Origin of the sequence: Leptospira sanjuanensis, assembly GCF_022267375.1 — a bacterium.
Taxonomy (GTDB): domain Bacteria; phylum Spirochaetota; class Leptospiria; order Leptospirales; family Leptospiraceae; genus Leptospira; species Leptospira sanjuanensis.
The window spans coordinates 235,348-252,695 of sequence record NZ_JAIZBH010000001.1 but is presented as its reverse complement, the minus strand read 5'-3'; the positions used below and the strand labels follow the sequence as shown (position 1 = coordinate 252,695).

At 44.4% G+C, this 17,348-nt stretch carries 18 protein-coding genes and 1 tRNA gene; 11 read left to right on the top strand and 8 right to left on the bottom strand.

Going from position 1 to position 17,348, the window contains the following annotated elements; translation table 11 throughout:
* Positions 1 to 29: 29 nt before the first annotated feature.
* Complete coding sequence (locus LFX17_RS01245) at positions 30 to 1,364, top strand: formylglycine-generating enzyme family protein (protein WP_238728490.1); 1,335 nt, start codon at positions 30 to 32, stop codon at positions 1,362 to 1,364.
* 178 nt (positions 1,365 to 1,542) lie between these two features.
* Here the strand turns inward: LFX17_RS01245 and LFX17_RS01240 are convergent, their stop codons facing one another.
* Entirely contained in the window at positions 1,543 to 2,343 is an 801-nt protein-coding gene (locus tag LFX17_RS01240) for an SDR family NAD(P)-dependent oxidoreductase (protein ID WP_238728488.1), read from the bottom strand.
* A 202-nt stretch (positions 2,344 to 2,545) separates the two neighbouring features.
* Here LFX17_RS01240 and LFX17_RS01235 point away from each other — a divergent pair, with 202 nt between their 5' ends.
* From LFX17_RS01235 to LFX17_RS01220, 4 genes are all read left to right on the top strand, one after another.
* The gene (locus LFX17_RS01235; protein WP_238728484.1) at positions 2,546 to 3,202 is read left to right on the top strand and encodes a DUF2889 domain-containing protein; all 657 of its coding nucleotides are present in this window, start codon (positions 2,546 to 2,548) and stop codon (positions 3,200 to 3,202) included.
* A gap of 145 nt (positions 3,203 to 3,347) precedes the next feature.
* A tRNA-Thr gene (locus tag LFX17_RS01230) sits at positions 3,348 to 3,419 on the top strand.
* Between the two features lie 49 nt (positions 3,420 to 3,468).
* Positions 3,469 to 4,413, top strand: a complete 945-nt coding sequence (locus LFX17_RS01225) for an AEC family transporter (RefSeq protein WP_319941221.1) — start codon at positions 3,469 to 3,471, stop codon at positions 4,411 to 4,413.
* The gene (locus LFX17_RS01220) at positions 4,359 to 5,510 is read left to right on the top strand and encodes an ankyrin repeat domain-containing protein (protein ID WP_238728482.1); all 1,152 of its coding nucleotides are present in this window, start codon (positions 4,359 to 4,361) and stop codon (positions 5,508 to 5,510) included. The genes LFX17_RS01225 and LFX17_RS01220 overlap by 55 nt, the downstream gene beginning before the upstream one ends.
* Before the next feature lie 35 nt (positions 5,511 to 5,545).
* Here the strand turns inward: LFX17_RS01220 and LFX17_RS01215 are convergent, their stop codons facing one another.
* A complete protein-coding gene (locus LFX17_RS01215; RefSeq protein WP_238728481.1) occupies positions 5,546 to 6,103 on the bottom strand; it encodes an LOG family protein in 558 nt (185 codons plus the stop codon).
* Between the two features lie 73 nt (positions 6,104 to 6,176).
* Here LFX17_RS01215 and LFX17_RS01210 point away from each other — a divergent pair, with 73 nt between their 5' ends.
* The gene (locus LFX17_RS01210; protein ID WP_238744653.1) at positions 6,177 to 7,502 is read left to right on the top strand and encodes an LA_2444/LA_4059 family outer membrane protein; all 1,326 of its coding nucleotides are present in this window, start codon (positions 6,177 to 6,179) and stop codon (positions 7,500 to 7,502) included.
* A 70-nt stretch (positions 7,503 to 7,572) separates the two neighbouring features.
* On the opposite strand, the gene LFX17_RS01205 is transcribed toward LFX17_RS01210, so the two are convergent.
* Positions 7,573 to 8,094, bottom strand: a complete 522-nt coding sequence (locus LFX17_RS01205) for a DUF6580 family putative transport protein (protein ID WP_238744652.1) — start codon at positions 8,092 to 8,094, stop codon at positions 7,573 to 7,575.
* A 126-nt stretch (positions 8,095 to 8,220) separates the two neighbouring features.
* Between LFX17_RS01205 and mazG the strand changes: the two genes are divergently transcribed.
* Genes mazG through LFX17_RS01190 form a run of 3 tightly spaced genes read left to right on the top strand, consistent with a single transcriptional unit; the run spans position 8,221 to position 10,201 of the window.
* Entirely contained in the window at positions 8,221 to 9,036 is an 816-nt protein-coding gene (gene mazG, locus LFX17_RS01200) for a nucleoside triphosphate pyrophosphohydrolase (protein ID WP_238744651.1), read from the top strand.
* Positions 9,033 to 9,416 (top strand): LIC_13241 domain-containing protein, encoded by a 384-nt coding sequence (locus LFX17_RS01195; RefSeq protein ID WP_238744650.1) that lies wholly within the window; start codon positions 9,033 to 9,035, stop codon positions 9,414 to 9,416. The genes mazG and LFX17_RS01195 overlap by 4 nt, the downstream gene beginning before the upstream one ends.
* Before the next feature lie 2 nt (positions 9,417 to 9,418).
* The gene (locus tag LFX17_RS01190) at positions 9,419 to 10,201 is read left to right on the top strand and encodes a response regulator (RefSeq protein WP_238728473.1); all 783 of its coding nucleotides are present in this window, start codon (positions 9,419 to 9,421) and stop codon (positions 10,199 to 10,201) included.
* Between the two features lies 1 nt (position 10,202).
* Here LFX17_RS01190 and LFX17_RS01185 read toward each other — a convergent pair whose 3' ends face one another.
* From LFX17_RS01185 to LFX17_RS01175, 3 genes are all read right to left on the bottom strand, one after another.
* On the bottom strand, positions 10,203 to 10,919 hold the full coding sequence (locus tag LFX17_RS01185) for a hypothetical protein (protein WP_238744649.1): 717 nt from the start codon (positions 10,917 to 10,919) through the stop codon (positions 10,203 to 10,205).
* A gap of 89 nt (positions 10,920 to 11,008) precedes the next feature.
* On the bottom strand, positions 11,009 to 12,205 hold the full coding sequence (locus LFX17_RS01180; RefSeq protein WP_238728471.1) for an NADP-dependent isocitrate dehydrogenase: 1,197 nt from the start codon (positions 12,203 to 12,205) through the stop codon (positions 11,009 to 11,011).
* A gap of 68 nt (positions 12,206 to 12,273) precedes the next feature.
* Positions 12,274 to 12,849 carry a hypothetical protein gene (locus LFX17_RS01175; RefSeq protein WP_238728470.1) on the bottom strand — a complete coding sequence of 192 codons (576 nt, stop codon included), beginning with the start codon at positions 12,847 to 12,849 and terminating at the stop codon, positions 12,274 to 12,276.
* Between the two features lie 213 nt (positions 12,850 to 13,062).
* Here LFX17_RS01175 and LFX17_RS01170 point away from each other — a divergent pair, with 213 nt between their 5' ends.
* Positions 13,063 to 13,482: an LIC_13246 family protein gene (locus LFX17_RS01170; protein ID WP_238744648.1), complete on the top strand. Its 420-nt coding sequence runs from the start codon at positions 13,063 to 13,065 to the stop codon at positions 13,480 to 13,482.
* Between the two features lie 32 nt (positions 13,483 to 13,514).
* Positions 13,515 to 14,666, top strand: coding sequence for a hypothetical protein (locus LFX17_RS01165; protein WP_238744647.1), 1,152 nt, complete (start codon positions 13,515 to 13,517; stop codon positions 14,664 to 14,666).
* Positions 14,667 to 14,883: 217 nt separating this feature from the next.
* On the opposite strand, the gene LFX17_RS01160 is transcribed toward LFX17_RS01165, so the two are convergent.
* On the bottom strand, positions 14,884 to 15,423 hold the full coding sequence (locus tag LFX17_RS01160) for a DUF1564 domain-containing protein (protein ID WP_238744646.1): 540 nt from the start codon (positions 15,421 to 15,423) through the stop codon (positions 14,884 to 14,886).
* A gap of 95 nt (positions 15,424 to 15,518) precedes the next feature.
* A complete protein-coding gene (locus LFX17_RS01155; RefSeq protein WP_238747618.1) occupies positions 15,519 to 17,300 on the bottom strand; it encodes an apolipoprotein N-acyltransferase in 1,782 nt (593 codons plus the stop codon).
* Positions 17,301 to 17,348: the final 48 nt, after the last annotated feature.

Sequence of the window (17,348 nt, the reverse complement as noted above, 5' to 3'; positions counted from 1 at the left end):
TCTCACCGACGAGAGGCGGATGAAACGGTATGATTTCCTACTTGCTTCCAAAATCGAAACGATTCATTGCCTTCTTTTCCATTCTTCTTTTGGGATGGACCTTTGCCGCATTATTTTCCCAAGAACAAGAAGATCCTTCTCTCAATTTAAGAACGGTTCCTTTTTGGAGAGGGGAAGTAGAAGCCGTCTATAGAGGCAAGGGCAAGGTAAAAATCCGTATTCGAAGGGGATCGGTTTTTTACGGAAAAGAAGAGGAAGAAATCAAGGCAGTTCTCGAAAGAAAACCGAGCTATTCGGTTATACAAACCGCGCCTGAAAAAGAAATCGGTTCGTTCAGCATTCGTCAAATCTCAATCTCCTATCAGACAAATCCGAAAGGAAAGAAAGCCTCCGAAATCGAACTCTTTGGAACGTTTACTGCAAATGCGGGAATTCCCGAAAGTCTATTGACTGCGGGCACGTTTATCCAAGACTACAAACAAGAAGTAGCCTACGTCGAACCCGGCGCCTTCTTCACCGAAGATAGAAGAAGAACCCGACCAGCGAAACAGATCAGACATCCGCGCGACGGAAAAGAAATGGTTTTTGTCTCCGGCGGTTATGAACAAAACGGAGAACTGTTTTACGAATCGATGGGATTTTTTCTTCACGGACAAGGCAACGAACCGGCGGAAGACAGCTACAATCCGTTTTACTTCAAACCGGAACGGGGAAATCTACAAGACATCTCCTCGTTCTACATCGATAAATACGAAGTTACCAATCAAGAATATTCAAAATTTCTAAAGGAAACGAATACACCCGCGCCCCCCCATTGGAAAAACGGAACGATTCCGGTCGGCAAAGAACACCATCCTGTGAACGGAGTGACGTATCGCGAGGCCGAAGCCTACGCGCGTTGGTCCGGCAAACGTCTTCCCACCGAAATGGAATGGGAAAAGGCGGCGCGCGGAACGGGAATTACTTGGATGATCAACCGGGACGAATCGTATTCTTTCTTTCCGAACCCGATCGAATATCCGTTCGGCAACGATTTCGATTCTTCCCTTTGCAATACGTTGGAAAGTAAGAAGATGGATACGATTTCCGTTTACGAACTCGCAAAAAAGTCCGCGAGTCCTTACGGTGCGATCGGAATGTGCGGAAACGTTGCGGAATGGACGAGCTCGGATTATCTTCCGTATCGGGGACATTCACTCAAACGAAACGCATTCGGAAAATTGCATAAAGTCATTCGCGGCGGTTCCTTCGCATCTACCAAAGAAGAATCCACGACGTATTTTCGGTCCTTCGGTGGAATTCCGAATTTGAAAACGGATCGCAGAGCGGGAATCCGTCTGGCCTGGGATCTGCCGGGTAAGTGATCGATTAACGGAAAGATTTTGTAGGAGTTCCGACAATCGCCCGTAAAACGAAACGGCCCCACCCTTGTTTGGGCGGAGGTGGCGGGTTTGCCGGAAGAACTCGGGAAATTTTCCTTATCACAGAACGACATTCATTTCAAGACAAATTCCTCGTCCTGAAATGTTCCGACAAACTTTCTCAAGTGACCCTTGCTCTTCTCAAAAGCCGATCCAACAGCGACGGTGAAAATCGGCTGATCCAATACGCCAACATCTCCCGAAACTGCGAAGGGTAAACGTCCCTCTTTTTCGATTCGATCGCTTTCAAAATAATCGAAGCGACTTTCTCGGTAGACATTCCGTTCTTAATTCCTTCGTCCATGATTCCGTAGGCGGAACCGTCCGAAGACAAAGCTTTTACGGAAATATCCGTCTTCACGTAACCGGGAGAAACGGTCATAACGTGCATTCCGCTATCTGACGTTTCAAGCCGAACGCTGTCCATAAAAGCCTGCACAGCGTGTTTACTCGCCGCATAACCGGATCTATATTGGGTCGCGAATCTTCCCTGCAAAGAAGAAACGGCTACAAAATGTCCCTGATTCTGTCTGAGTTCCGATTCCAAAAACCGAAACAAATGAATCAAAGGATAGAAATTTACGTTCATTAGACTTTCGTAAACTTTAAAATCGGTTTCACGCGCAAGTCCGCGCATGCTGATCCCCGCGCTGTGAATCAGTCCGTCGATACGACGCACCTTCTTACGAAATTCTTCCGTGATCTTTTTGAGTTGGGAAGAATCCGAAACGTCGCACGGAAGAGCGATGACCTTATCGGGAAAAGGCGCTTCACCTTTTACTTCTTTTAACAATTCTTTTCTCCGCGCAACCGCCCCGACTACGGCTCCGTTTCGATTGAGTTCCAATACCAAAGCTTTTCCGATTCCGGAACTCGCGCCTGTGACCAAAAACGATTTTTCCAAAAAGAACGAGGTTAACATAAAACCGAAACGACGATAACAGAAATTCCGCGAAAAGCAAATGAAAATAGCCGGAAAAATTCTTTAGCGAATCGCCTACCTTTAAAAGATGATCTTATCGAACGCCGATAAAAACGGGATACCGAGTCGGAAAACAAAATCGTTGCGTTTTCTTTTTTCCGAACAAATCCATATAAAAGCGTTTTTCGGATAAGAGGTTGTCATGAGCGCGTTGCAGGAAATCAAAGATCGGATCCGTTTTCGAAACACGGACTTTCAAAGAAATTACGAAAGCAGATATTACTGGTTTCCCGAAGAATCTCCCCCTTTCTGCATCATTGAAGTCAATCAATACGATCCGTACCACGATATGACTCTGTATCTGGAAGTGGATCTCACTACGATGAAAATCGTAAAGTCGGGAGTGGAGGAAAAACGGGTTCCGTATGAAAGTTGCCCCGCGGCGATCAAAACATACGAATATCTCGTCGGCGAGGAAATGTCCTATTCCAAACTGATGAATCGTTTTCCGGCGGATAAAACGTTAGGTTGTCTTCATATCAACGAATTGATTCAAAACGCGGCGATGAATTTCCATTCCGCCTATGCGTTTTATCTTAAAGAGAGAAATTTCCCCGCACCGCTGGACGAATACAAAATGTACGAAGGCGACCTTCCCGCAAAAGAAAGAAGGGAAATCGGAAGACATTGGTGGATGAAGGACAGAGGAGTCAAAAATTCCTGTTATTCTTTTTCCTATCGTCACGAAAAACCGGAACTCAAAGATCAAGTGAAACATCTTGACAGCATCACCGCAATGATGGTAAAAGAATTTAAGAAATCGAAAAAAGATGGATCAAAACAATCCAAAGTTCCCTGATCGTTTTGTTTGTCCGGTTTGTAACCTACCTTCGCACGTTGTGTACGTTCATGGACATGGACAATGCAGTCTTTGCAAAACGAACATAGAACCCTGTTGTTCAGGAGATTGCAGCGAAGTCTTTTTCGATTTCCGATCCGCACACGCCCGCTTAGCTCAGGGGTAGAGCATTTCCCTCGTAATGAAAAGGTCGCCGGTTCAATTCCGGCAGCGGGCTAAACCTTAAAACTCTTGCCGTTTCGCTTTCGCTTTAGACTCTGTCCATCGTGTCCCAACTCATTCTCATTCCGGTTTGTTTAATTGCCGGTTGGATACTCAAACGCGGGAGAATTTTTCCGGAAAATTCCGGAGTCGCACTCGGAAGTTTCGTCATCTATATTTCCTTACCGGCTTTGATTTTGGCCAACGTTCCCTCGATGAAACTCGAAACTTCTTTGATCTTTTTAGCCTCGATGCCCTGGCTGATCTTCGGCCTATCCGTCGCCTTCTTTTACGGCGCGACGAAATTCTTCGATTGGGATTCGGAAACGAGAATCGCACTCACGCTTTGCTGCGGACTCGGCAACACTTCCTTTTTAGGACTTCCCGTTTTGCGAATGTTTTACGGAGAGCAAATCACCAATGCGGTTTTGATCATCGATCAATTCGGAACCTTTCTTTGTCTTGCGATTCCCGGATTTATCTTAGCATTGCGCTTTCTTTCCAAAAACGAACGGGAAAAAAGCGGAAGTCCGGTGCGATCCATTTTGAAAAAGCTCTTCACTTTCCCTCCGTTTCTTGCTTTACTTTTTTCGTTTTTCCTAAGACTTTTCACCATTCCGGAATCGATCCATTCCGCATTGAAAACTTTGGGAGAAACGTTGGTGCCGATCGCCTTATTTACCGTCGGATTTCAAATGGAACTTCCGTTCATGGGTTCATCCTCAAACGAATCCAAAGACATCTCCCAGCCCTTGATTGTCGGCCTGATTTATAAATTGATCTTTGCCCCAATCGTGGTATTTCTAATCTATCGTTTTTTGAATCTGAATCCGAAACACATAAAAGCGGCCGTATTGGAAGCGGGAATGGCGCCGATGATTACGGCTTCCATCGTTTCCATTCAGATGGGATTTAAACCGACGCTTTCCGCGGCTCTTCCGGGTGTCGGAATTTTATGTTCGATCCCTACTTTGGTTTCGCTCTATTTCATACTGGAGAATTTTTTCTGACTGATTTTTCCGACTCACTGATCGATCTCTTTTCCGCGGTAAAAACGGGAAAGAACGATGAAATCCAAAGACTTCTTTCTTTGATGGAAGGAGCGGTTCTCATCGATTGGCTGAAAGAATACCGGGACAATTACGGATCGGGCGTATTATCCTGGGCGGTGAAAAATTCCGACCGGGAGGCGATCGAACTTCTACTCGAGGCCGGTGCGGACCCGGACGAAACCAACGCAAGAGGAGAAACTCCGTTGCTGACCTCGCTCGATCAAGGCAACGAAGAATTGATCCGAATCTTTTTGGAAGCGGGAGCCGATTCCGGGAAAAAAGATTTTTCCGGAAATACTCCGTTGGCGAAAGCCGTAAGCACCGGAAGTCTGCAAATCGTGGAGATGATTTTCGAAAATCTTCATTCCACGCCGGATCTTGAAGAAAGAAACGGAGAAGGATATACACCTCTTCTTTTAGCCGTCGATCTAGGACATTTTACGATCGTGGAATATCTTCTCGATAAGGACGCGGACTTCTTAAAAAAGAATTCCGAAGGAAGAACGATTCTTCATCTCACGGCTCTTCATAACGATTACGAAATTCTGGACCTGTTTTTGGAAAAAGAAGAAATTAAAACGATTCTGGAAAACCGGGACGCGGACGGAAATACCGCGCTTTTACTGGCAGCATCGCACGACAGCGTCGAATGTCTAGAACGACTTCTGAAAATCGGAGCCGACTTTTTAAAGATGAACGCGTCCGGAAAGACGGGATTGGAAGAGGCGGAACGGCAAAAATATCATCACGTTTCCAAGATTCTCAAAAAGGCTCTGACCGATCGGTTATTCACCGCCGCAGAACACGGAGAAGACGATATTTGCAGAACCATTTTACATCTCGGGATTTCTCCGAACTCGATCGATCAAAATGGAAATACGCCTCTTCACATCGCAGTCATCCATGATCGGGTTTCAACGGCGACTCTTTTGCTCACCTCGAGCGCTTCACAATTCTTAAAGAACTTAGAAGGCAAATCGGCTTTGGAACTTGCTAAAGAAGGCGAAAAAGAGGAATTGATTCAACTCCTGGAACCGGAACCCGAAAAAGAGTGATCGGGTTTTAATCCGGTTCGTCAAAGAATGTCGTATTAAACGAAACGTTTGCTAAGAAGATCAAGCAATTCCTCCGGATCTTCCGAAACGATCAGACCTTCTTTCGTTTCGCGATCTAAAAATCCGTCGTCCACCATTCTCCCCAGCTGCATCAATAGATAATCGAAGTAGCCGTTTACGTTCAAAAGACCGAGAGGTTTCGAGATCAGCTTCAATTGATTCCAAGTCGTGATTTCGACGAGTTCATCCAAGGTTCCAATTCCGCCCGGTAACGCGATAAAACCGGAAGACTTCTCGTACATCCGAAACTTTCTTTCGTGCATGGAGGAAACGATCATCAGATCCTTCACCCGATCGTGTTTGACTTCTTTGATGGAAAGAAAATCGGGAATGATACCGGAAACGGAACCGCCCTTCTCCATCACAGCGTCAGCGATCGTTCCCATGATTCCGCAGGAAGCGCCTCCGAATACTAAATCGAATTTTTTTTTCACGAGCAAATGACCCAGATCCTGAGCCGCCTTTGTATAGATAGGATTGGTTCCGGAACGCGAACCGCAAAAAACGCAAACTGCCGACTTGGTTAAATTCATAATCTCTCTAATTTCGTTATTTTCAGCGAAGAGAATTCTGTAATGTTTTTCTTTTTCAGCACTCGGGAAAAAAATGTTTGAATTTCGAATTCTTTCGTCTTATCTATTCTCTCACTCTTTAGAACCTATGAAAAAGCAAATTCAAAAAACCGTTTCCCTCCTTCTGACGATCTTTTTTCTTCTGTTTCAAACGAACGTGTCCGGACAACAGATCCGAAACGCACAATCCGATCCCGACGCTCTGGAAAGAGAAGCCAACGAGCTCGAACTCAAAGCGGGCAAGGCGCAGGATCCCGTAACGAGACAAAGGATGATTCTCGAAGTTCAAAGAAAAAGAGCGGAGGCTTCCGAATTAAGGGATAAACTTCACGAACAGGAACTCACGAAAGCTCCGAAAGGCGCCACGTTCGAGATCTCGGTGTTGTTCAATCAAGCGACTTGGGTTCCCGAACCTTTGGCAAGAAGACAAAACGTTTCCACGAACGAATTGAATTCCTTTCTTTATACGAGCGGCTTTTACCAAAGCGTAAATACGATTGCACGCACCGGCGGTTTCGATGCACATCTCATCAACGATACGGGAAGTTTTTATTCCGAACCGCAAGGGAACACGAAAACGGCGTATCCGATCCGAATGCTGTTCTTAACCGAATCCAAAAAATTCGGAGTGGAAGCAACCTTCTTGGATTTTAGAATCAATCCGTCTTACACTTCTCTGAATGTCAACCCGACCGCGGGCAACTTCAACCAGACTTACAGCGTTTACGGACCTCAACTCAGAAGAACGGACATTCAACTCAACCTTCTCTATTTTTTCGAAACCGGATCGGGAACGAGACTCGGACCTTCCATCGGAGTTCGCAATTTGGACATTTATTCGAAAGAATACGGAAATCTTCCGGGCGGACTCGGATTCGGTAATTTGGAGGAAAAAGCGGGAGGAATCGGACCACAAATCGGATTCCGGATCGTAAAGAAGCTCAACAACTTCTTTCAATTCCACGTGAACGCGGATTACTTTAGAACATTAGGAAAATATCATCTAAAAACCAGCAGCACGACTTTGTACAACGGCGCTCAAAACTTTCTGGTCGCCGAAACCGCAGGTTCCGCGGGAGAGAACCTAGTCAAACGCGGCGGTTATCAAATCGATACGGGCCTTTCTTTTTCAAGAACGAGCTGGCTCAAGTTTATGGTGGGATTTCAATATACGGAGATGAGATCTTCCGTGAGCGGATACAATTACAATGCGAATCTGCTGTTTCCGGATGCAGTAAGCACAACCGCGCTCAATACGATCACTAAGCCAGTGGACTTATCGACTACAAGACCTGCCTTGGAAAAAGAAGTGATCGATACGTATTACGGATTTTATCTCGGGATAGGAATCGTACTTTAAAGGAAGAGAGGAAGACTACCCTTCGAGAACCGTTTCGGGTCATCGAAGGGATCGTTTTTAGAGAAGAGAATTACTTTACTGAAACGGGAGCCGGTTCCATCCAACCCACTCTTTCGATCAGAGCGAATCCTCCGAAAAGAACGGTCGTATAAAATAGATCTCCTAAAAGCGCATTCTTAAAAAACGGAATCGCCATCAGATAACACTGAACAAGACCGTTCATATCGTACGTGTAATAACCCATAAGCCAGACGTAAAAGTTCGTAACGATAAAGAAAAGAACCGAACCGCCTAACGTCCAAAATGCGATTTTTTTCACGGAAGCAGATTCTCTTAGCTGCCAACCGGCCACGACCAAAAGAAGGGTCATTCCGTAGACGACGAAAACCTGATCGTGAAAACCGAGAAACAGATTGCTGATCGTAAGTGCAACGATCGGAAGAAACAACGAAAGTTTCTTAGAAGCGAAATACGCTCCTGCGAAAAGAGAGATCGCAAGAATCGGCGTAAAATTGGCCGGGTGCGGCAGTAAACGACTCGCAACCGCGATCAGAACGAGTGAAAGAACGATAAAACTTTTTGAACGTATCATTTTTGGTAGCATACTTCGATTTTACGGTCCACGTCAATCGAATCCCGATTCAAAATCGAACGAAAAGGGGTGCAGAGTCCGCTTGGTTTTAAAAAATTGGAACAAATCTCCCTTTGGAGGCCCTCCATGCAGGCAAACTCACTCACGGAAGAAATCGGTAAACTGCAAGAGGTAACGGCCACGCTGCGTGGGGAAAACGGTTGTCCTTGGGACAAGGAACAGGACCACCAGACCTTGGTTCCCTATCTCATTGAAGAATCGCAGGAAGTCATCGAAGCCATTCTCAAAAAAGACGACGAACTTCTCAAAGAAGAATTGGGAGACCTCCTCTTTCAAGTCGTGTTTCACGCAAAGCTCGCAGAAGAAAGAAACGCATTCAATTTAGGAGACATAGCCAAAGGTGTGTCCGATAAGTTGATTTTTAGACATCCGCACGTATTTCGCCCGGAAGAACTCACGTTATCCTCTTCTCAGGAAGTGATCGAAAACTGGGAAAAAATCAAAGACAAAGAAAAGAAGAAACCGAGTTACTCGTCTATTTTTTCAAACGTCCCGGAAAATTTCTCCTCCCTTTTAAAAGCGGAGAAATATCAAAAGAAAGCGGCCAAGGTCGGATTCGATTGGAAAGAAGTCGTGGACGTGCAGGGAAAAGTAAGAGAAGAGATGGAAGAATTCTTAGCGGAGTTCGGAACGACGAAATCGGACGGAACCAATCAAGTAAGAATCGAAGAAGAATTCGGAGATTTACTTTTTAGTTTAGTCAATCTTGGAAGACATCTCGGAATCTCCGCCGAGTCCGCGCTCACGAGAACCAACGCAAAATTTAAAAATCGATTTCAATACATAGAAGAATCCTTACAAAAAGAAGGAAGAACCCCGAACGATTCCAACTTGGACGAAATGGATCGTTTATGGAATCAAGCGAAAGAGCTCGAAAAATGAACGAACCGAATTCATTTGAAACTAGAATCGAAAAAACGAACGACTTGATTTCGTTTCTTTCCGGTCTCTTTCCGATGAATTTAAAATCCGGTGAGGAGGAATGGCCTCGCACCTATGAATTCGTTCATCTCGAAAAAAAATACAAAGCGGTCTTTTCTCTGTTCGGTTCTTTTACGCTTCTGCCTATCGACACGCAACAAGTTGCCGGAACATCCCCGATTTTTTATCTTAGTTTAGATATGAATCCATCCCAACAATTCATTTGGGCAAAACCCGATCGAGAATCGATGAACGATCCGAACCGAATCGCAGATGAATTGCAAAATCAAATTCGTATTTACGAAGCGGGGATTTCGGAAATCAATTCCGGAGAAAAATAGATTTGAAAGTGCTCGTTTTAGATTCCGGAGCGACGGTAAGAAGAATCATATCTTCTTTTTTTCCGGCGGAAGATTTTCAAATCGTAGAAGCCGGATCGGCCAAAGAAGGTTTGGATCTTGCGTTTAAGGAACATTTCGATCTGATCACGATCGGCATGATTCTCCCGGACGCGGACGGTTTTACAGTCTGTAAAATCATCCGCAATAGCCAACGGGAAAAAAAAGACAGCGCATGCAAGAATTCTAAAATATATCTGATTACATCCGGCGACATCGAAGCGAACCGCGCCAAGTCCGCGGAATTCGGTTTTGACGGAATCTTTCCGAAACCTTCCGGAATCGACGAGTTCAAGATCGTCATCAAAGAAATCATCGAGTTGGCTTACGGATCGGAAACGAACCATCACGCAGAAACGCATACGATCGGAAAAATTCTGATCATCGACGATTCGGAACTGAATCTGCTTTTATTGGGAAAAATTCTGAAAAAGAACGGATATACGTTTCAGGCGTTTTCGGAAGGTAAGAAGGCTTACGAATATCTGGAGTCGAGCAACGAGCCGGTTTCCACCATTCTAACGGATTGGATCATGCCTAATTTTTCGGGAGAAGAGCTCGTGGAAACGATTCGGAAACAGGAAAAGTTCGACAAAATTCCGATCGCGGTAATCACGGGTTTGGAAGAAAACGCGGGAACGAACATAACCGTTCTTCACAAAAACGTACATGTTCTTCAGAAACCGTACTCCGAAAGAAAAATCCTGGAATATATTCGAAAAATATAATTTAGTTCGATGCGGGGAATTGAATTTCTCGGACGACGTCGGGATGACAGTCCGTTCTGAATTCTCCCGAAAATGATTTTAAACCCGAATACCACTGCCCGTTTTCATATTGCAAGTCGTTCCAATATAAAAACAGGGTCGCATCTCCGAACTGATTGTTGATTTGGATTTGCTGGATTTCTCCGGTAGGGGAAGGTTCTTTGACGAACGTTTCTCCCGAAAAGGAAACTATCTGAATCTGAAACGGTTCGACCCGATAGGGAGTCCCCTCTTTCCGTTTCTGAGAGGATTTTAATTTCCAGCCGGTGATCTTGATCTTGGAAACCTCTTCGAGCTTTAAAGATTTGGAATACGTGATGTTGCTTTTTTTGTGTTGGAACTTGAATTCGAGAGGAGGATTTTTCCAATATCCTTCCACGTCGCGCCCATCGCAAAGAATGGCTTTGATTTTCTTTTCTCCCTTTTCGTCCACGCCGGAACCCGTTTGTTTGCTCGGTTCTCCTCTTTGATTGCGTGAATCGGAGTTTACGGTGGGTTCCGTTGGTAGCGCAGGTTCTTTCGGTCCTTTTTGAGAGAAAAGAGAAAGATTGAAAGATAAGACTAAAAGTAAGAATGTAAATGCAAATCGTGCAAATGAGGGCCTTGCTGAAATTCGGAAATCGCGCACGCTTAAACAGAAAGAAAGAATTCGGTTTGAAATCGAAATCTTGAAGTTCATAATCGAGATATAATCGACAACTCTGAAATTCCCGACCGTCGGACGCGGAAGCCGGTTCCGATCCTTTAGTCGGGAACTTTCAGTGACGATTAAAGTTTTTTCTGAATCGCTTCCATAAACTGGAATGTGTCCAGAGACTTCGCTTTCGGATCCGTGCAGAGAAGAGTTAAGTCTTTCGTCATTTCTCCGCCTTCGATGGTATCGATGACCGCTTTTTCGAGTTTTTGACCGAACGCGACAACATCCGGAGTTCCGTCCAATTCTCCCCTTTTGATCAATGCTCCGGTCCACGCAAAGATGGATGCAACGGAGTTCGTAGAAGTGGTTTCACCTTGTTGATACTTACGATAGTGTCTGGTCACGGTTCCATGAGCCGCTTCGTATTCGTATTTTCCATCCGGAGAAACGAGCACGGAAGTCATCAATCCCAAAGATCCGAATCCGGATGCGACCATGTCGCTCATCACGTCCCCGTCGTAGTTCATGAGAGCCCAGAGCATACCGCCCTCGTTTTTCATGATCTGCGCAACAGCGTCGTCGATTAAATAATACTGATATTCGATTCCCGCTTTTTTAAGATCGTCCGCTTTCGCTTTTGCGAGTTCGTCGAAGATCGCGCGGAATCTCGCGTGATACTTTTTAGAAATGGTATCTTTCGTTGCAAACCAAATGTTGATCTTTTCGGAAAGCGCGTAATTGAAACAAGCCTGTGCAAAACTAAGAATCGATTTATCCAAGTTATGCTGACCCATGATTACGCCGGCTCCATCGAAGTCGTGGATCAAAGCTCTTTGTTTTTCTTTTCCGTCTTTTCCGGTATAAACCAGTTCCACTTTTCCGGCTTCCGGAATGTAGAGTTCGGTGTCCTTATAAAGATCTCCGTAAGCGTGACGACCGACTGTGATCGGTTTTACCCAAGAACGAACCGCAGCCGGAATATTTTTTACGATGATCGGCTTACGAAAAACGGTTCCGTCGAGAATCGAACGAATCGTTCCGTTCGGAGATTTCCATTCTTGTTTGAGATTGTATTCTTTAACTCTGTCTTGGTTCGGAGTGATGGTTGCGCATTTTACGCCCACTCCGTATTTTTGAATCGCGTGAGCGGAATCAACCGTAACCTTATCGTCGGTTTTATCGCGGTATTCCACGCCTAGATCATAGTAGTCCAGTTCGATATCGAGATACGGATGAATGAATCGATCCTTGATCTCCTTCCAGATGATCCTGGTCATTTCGTCCCCGTCAAGTTCTACGAGCGGGGTTTTTACCTTGATCTTTGCCATTGAGTTCTCCTTTAAAAATCTGCGATGATATAATAATAGAATATTATTCTGTTCTAAAGTCCTTTCGGTTATTGGGAAGGAAAATTCGGACTCTCCGTGATTTTCATAATCCCGTTTCTCAGCCAGGAGAGATTCTGCATTTCGAAATAATTGATTGCGACCGGAAGAGATACGATTCCGATCACAGAAAAATAACGGTATTTGAGAGAATCCTTCGTACCGAATCCCTGAATGGTTTTTTCAAGGCGAACAAGAATTCGTTTCCAGCGAAGAAAGAGAGGTTTCAATTCGGGATTACAATCTTCGAAAAAAAGTTCTTCAGCGCTTTGCGTAATGATCTCTTTCAAGCCGATCGGCAATGCGGGAGAGCCGAACTGATCCCGAAAACGGACCAAATCTTTTTCGATTTCTTCTTCGGATTGTCTTGCGATAGGAAGAATGGAACTGATTCCGATCGAGATCGGAAGCGAAACCCGGAGAAAAAAATCTCCGGCTACCATAGCTTGCAAAAAGGAACGGATCGATTCCCGGGGGGTTGTCGAATAATCAAGCTGCTTGGAACTAAGATTCTTAGTAGTCTGAATGATAAATTGGGTCAGCTTGATTTTCTCTGTCCAAAATATAGCCAGCAGGTCCGATTCCATGGTTCTGAATGATACTATTTAGATTTTCGCTTTTTTAGCAAGATTTATTAAAAGGAAGTATTTCAATGCGAACGGCTAAAATCCCTTGAAAAATACCCCTTCCGTTTAACCCAAAACGGGGCTTTCCGTCTTTTTCTTTTTCCGTTCGAAAAAAAATCCGCCTCGCGTCGCCGCAACGTTGAATCCTCGGAACCGCTTCCATCGAGGTGACCGATGGCGCAGACGATCGATTTGAATCAGGGAGAATGGATGAAGCTCGTTTCCAACCGGAGAGATTTCTTAAAAATCGTATCTACGCTGAACGACTTCTATATTCCGAAAGTTCCCCTTAAACAATTGAACGAGGGGCAAAAGTTGCGCGTAAAACTCGTAAGGGAAGAATCCGAAAATTTCGACGTTTTCTTAAAGCGTAGAAAGGAACATGAGTTCGTGATTTTTTTACGGGTCGGAAAACGATTCGAATCCTGGATTCATCAAGACGGGATTCGTGAAGCAAAGGATTATTTTTTGGAACAGGGAAAAACGGATCACCCGATCTTTCAATGTCCGTGCGTTTCCGACCTTTATGAGGAGAATTGCGTTTTTGCTGAGGAGAAGGAAACGAAAACCTTCAACCGCAAAGATTCTGCTTGATCAATTCCTTGTAAGACCGAAGGATCTTCGGAATGTTTGGAAGAATTCGCTTTCACAAAAGAATCCATTCGGCCCGGTCTTTTTGTAACGTTAGAAACTTCGGTTCCGTGTTTACGCTGTTTGCAGAATTTTGTCTTTTCTTTGCATTGAGCGGTATTGTTTCTCTTTATGCCGACGATTCGACGGTTTTAAAAAGGGCCGGAATCAAGGATTATTCGTTTCAACCCTATTTACAGGAAGGTTACTTTCAAGCCTGGAATTATTCGTATCGAGACGAAAAAACGTTTATCTACGCGACATTCTTAGTCAGCAATCTCGGACCGGGAACGAAGAACTGCGGTATCAGTTTGGTCATTCATACGCTTGGAGAAGGAACTCGGTTCATCACGAAAGAATTCTCCGCAAAAGAATTAACCGCGGAAAAAGGAAAGTTCGATCTCAAAATAGAAAACAACCGGATGGCCCTCAATGGAGAAGGCATTGAAATCCAGCAAGATGCGGAGAATATTAAATTATTCTTATCCTTCAAATCGGATTTGAAACAGGGAATTTCTCTTTCGGGCGGAAAACATCCCGTCAAAGATCCGAGTGGATTCGTGCAGGCCGATATGGCGTATTCTTTCCAATCAGCGTGGGGATATTTGATACAAGACGGAAAAAAGAAAGAACTATTAGGAACCGGCGGGCTTGAACATCTTCTGACAAACTACGAGGTTTATAAATACAGTCGCCGTTGGGAATTGTTTCGCTCTATCAACGGAAAGGAATTCCGTTTTTATACGGGGGGGTTTTTAGGGAACGATTCTTTTCCTGGAGGTTACTTTAGAACAGCTGCGATTCTAAGTCCGGAAGGAAAGACGGTGGTTTCCGGTAAAGTTACGAAATTTGAAGTCTTAGAATCGGAAAAGGAACCGTTTTCGGGTTACGATCTTCCCCTTCGGGAGAAGTTCCATTTTGAAGACGGTTGTTCCGCCGAAATTGTTCGGAAACAATCCGTGGGAAGCATCAATGTTCTATCGAATATTTCTTCCGTCCTTCGTTTTTTTATTCGTTTGTTTTTTGCCAAACCATATCAGATTTATTCATTAGCGGATTTGAATGTATCCTGTCCCGGTAAACATTTACCCGCCGGTTCTACGGAAACGTTCAACGGGATTCTTTCTTATTATCTGATCAATCCGTGAGTGCGAATTAGTTGTAATTTGTGTTTTTGTCGTGACTTTATTTTACGCGATTTGGATTGCTTTCGGCTCATTTTGATAAAGTGCCGGAACGTTTAAATTTTTGTTCGGAACCTTTTTCGAACGAGGAAAACCGATCATCCACTTTTTCAATTTTCGTGGCTTTGCGACCTTAATCGAGAAAGAGTTTGTAAATAAAGGAATACAGACATTTTCTTTTTTAAGAATCGTACCAGTCCCGATAATCTAATGTGTAGAATATTCCATTGGGTTCGGTTTGTAAGCTTCGAGTCACTCGGTTATTGAGCAAATCGAGGTGGAGGATGTATCTGTAATTTCGGTGAAATGTAGGACCTCCTTCATTCATCGTATTCACGATAGAATCCCCCACTCCGGCCTCATCCAACTCCAAGAGATAATTAAAAAGATAACACTTCGAAACTCCATGAATCTGGGCCAGCATTCCCAAAAACGTCCAACTGCCCGTACTCAATCGAACATTCATCCGCCGCATTTTCGCTTTTCCAGGACTGGGCTGATATAACGTTTTCCTAGCGTTCTTTCCTAAACGACCGATGGAAGTTAAATACTTTCCGTATTTCTGTAAAAGAAGAGGAATTCTTTTAGGGAGATCTTTACGAGACTCCAAGCGGAAACGAAGCAAAGTCGATTCCGGAATCAAAAGCGTAACGACATTCGTATTCGGTTCTTGCAGAACCGAACTCAGTTCTCGATCCACATTCAAAAGCAATATTCCCATAACGAAAGCGGTTCCTGGAAACGCGCCAAGGGAACATACTATAAAAAAAGATCGGAAAATTTTACCGCTTATTTGCCGACACAATCACGAAACCGTTACTTAGACTTCGATATCTTTCCTTTACGAATTCCAATCAAGAGGTTCACGTAATAAAGTCCGGTTAAAAACAACATCAACCACGGAATCAAATTTCCGTACTTCGTATAGAACGTAGGCGGAGAATCGATCACGTCTACCGTTTCGGAAAGCGCTTCCGCAGTCATAAGATTCGTTTTTTTACCGCCGACAAATCTTCCCAAGTGATCGATATTCGCGGAAATACCGGAATTCGTGGAACGCACCATCCATCTTCTCAATTCGATCGAACGAAGTCTTCCCAGCTCCATGTGCTGATCGCTTTCCGTCGTCGTGCCGTACCACTTGTCGTTGGTGAGGTTCACGATAAATTCAGGATTCCCCGCGGTTCTAAATTCTCTCACGAATTCAGGCAGAATCACTTCGTAACAAATCAACGGAAGAAACTTGCCCTCTTCCTGAACTTCCGTTTTCGCGGGTTCATAGTAAGAGCGAACTGCCTCGTGATTGAGATTCTCCGTATCGATCCAACCCAAATGCAAACCTTTCGGAGCCTTCTCCTTTTCTGCCGGAGTGTAATAGCGGATTAAATTATGATTCAAACCCGGTTCGAATCTCCCGGTCTGCTGACTCAACTCATAAAGAAAATCGAACGGCATATATTCCCCGAACATCAGAAGAAATTTTTTCTGATACGAATCCCTTCTATCCCCGTTCGGATCATATAATACGTTATTATTATAATATCTTAAATTACGAGCGCCCGGCTCGCCTTTATAACCGGCGTCGATCTCGTTGAAGAAAACGTTCGCCTTATACCGATTGGCAAGAAGAAACATCAGTGAATCGAAACGATGCCAATACAGTCTTCGCGCAACGGTGGTCACAGCCGTATTGTGCGCGGAAAAGAACGGGACCCCCGCTTCAGGAAGCACGATCAGATCGGGCTTCTTTCCCATTCTCGCGACGCCCTCGTCGGTCAGCCTTTCGATGCGGGCCATCAAAGCTTCGATGGATTCTTTTACTTCTCTTCCGTCCCTAAAACTCAAAGGTGCGTCGGGTTGGATGATCAAAACGTTCAAAGACTTAACGGGTTTTACATTCTCCCATTTTTTATAAAGAATCGCACCGGAAACGACAAAGGCCAAAAGTAAAAGAGCGGGCAACGCTGCAAAACGAAGATATTGTTTTCTCTTTTCTTTAGAATGAAAAATTTCTTTCCAATACCACGGATTCGATTGAAAGAGAGTATAAGAAACGACAAAGACCAGAAAGCTGATTCCGTAAACTCCCGTAATTTCCACGTTCTGCGCGAGAATCAAATTCCCCGCGGCGAGATTCCCCCAGTACCAAGGAAACAATTGCGGCCCGATCAACTCCGATAAAAGTCCGCAGAAACCCGCCACCCAAACCGAATGACGTCCTATCTTTCCAGAAAGATAGGAAAAACTCATCATAAAAATCGGGAACTTCAAACTGAATAAAAGCCCCGCAAATAGAAGAATGAGAATCGCGACCACATACGGAAAATTTCCGAATGTAATCGACATGTGAATGATCCAGTGGAACGAGATCGCGTAGAAAACGACTCCGATAATCAATCCCTGATAAAATAATTTTTTATACTTTCCATGGTATTTCAAACTCAGCCAAAAAAGTCCGAAAGGCGCGATCCAAACGAAATGACTCAGGGAAACGGGCGCAAAAGCTAAGAAGGAAAAAAGACCCGTCCAAAGATAACAGAATAGATTGAACCAGACTGTTTTTTGGAATTCTTGAAAACGATGATGTAAATTGTCCATGGATAAAACGTTCATCTCCTGATCGGAACGGGAAGTCAACAGAATTCG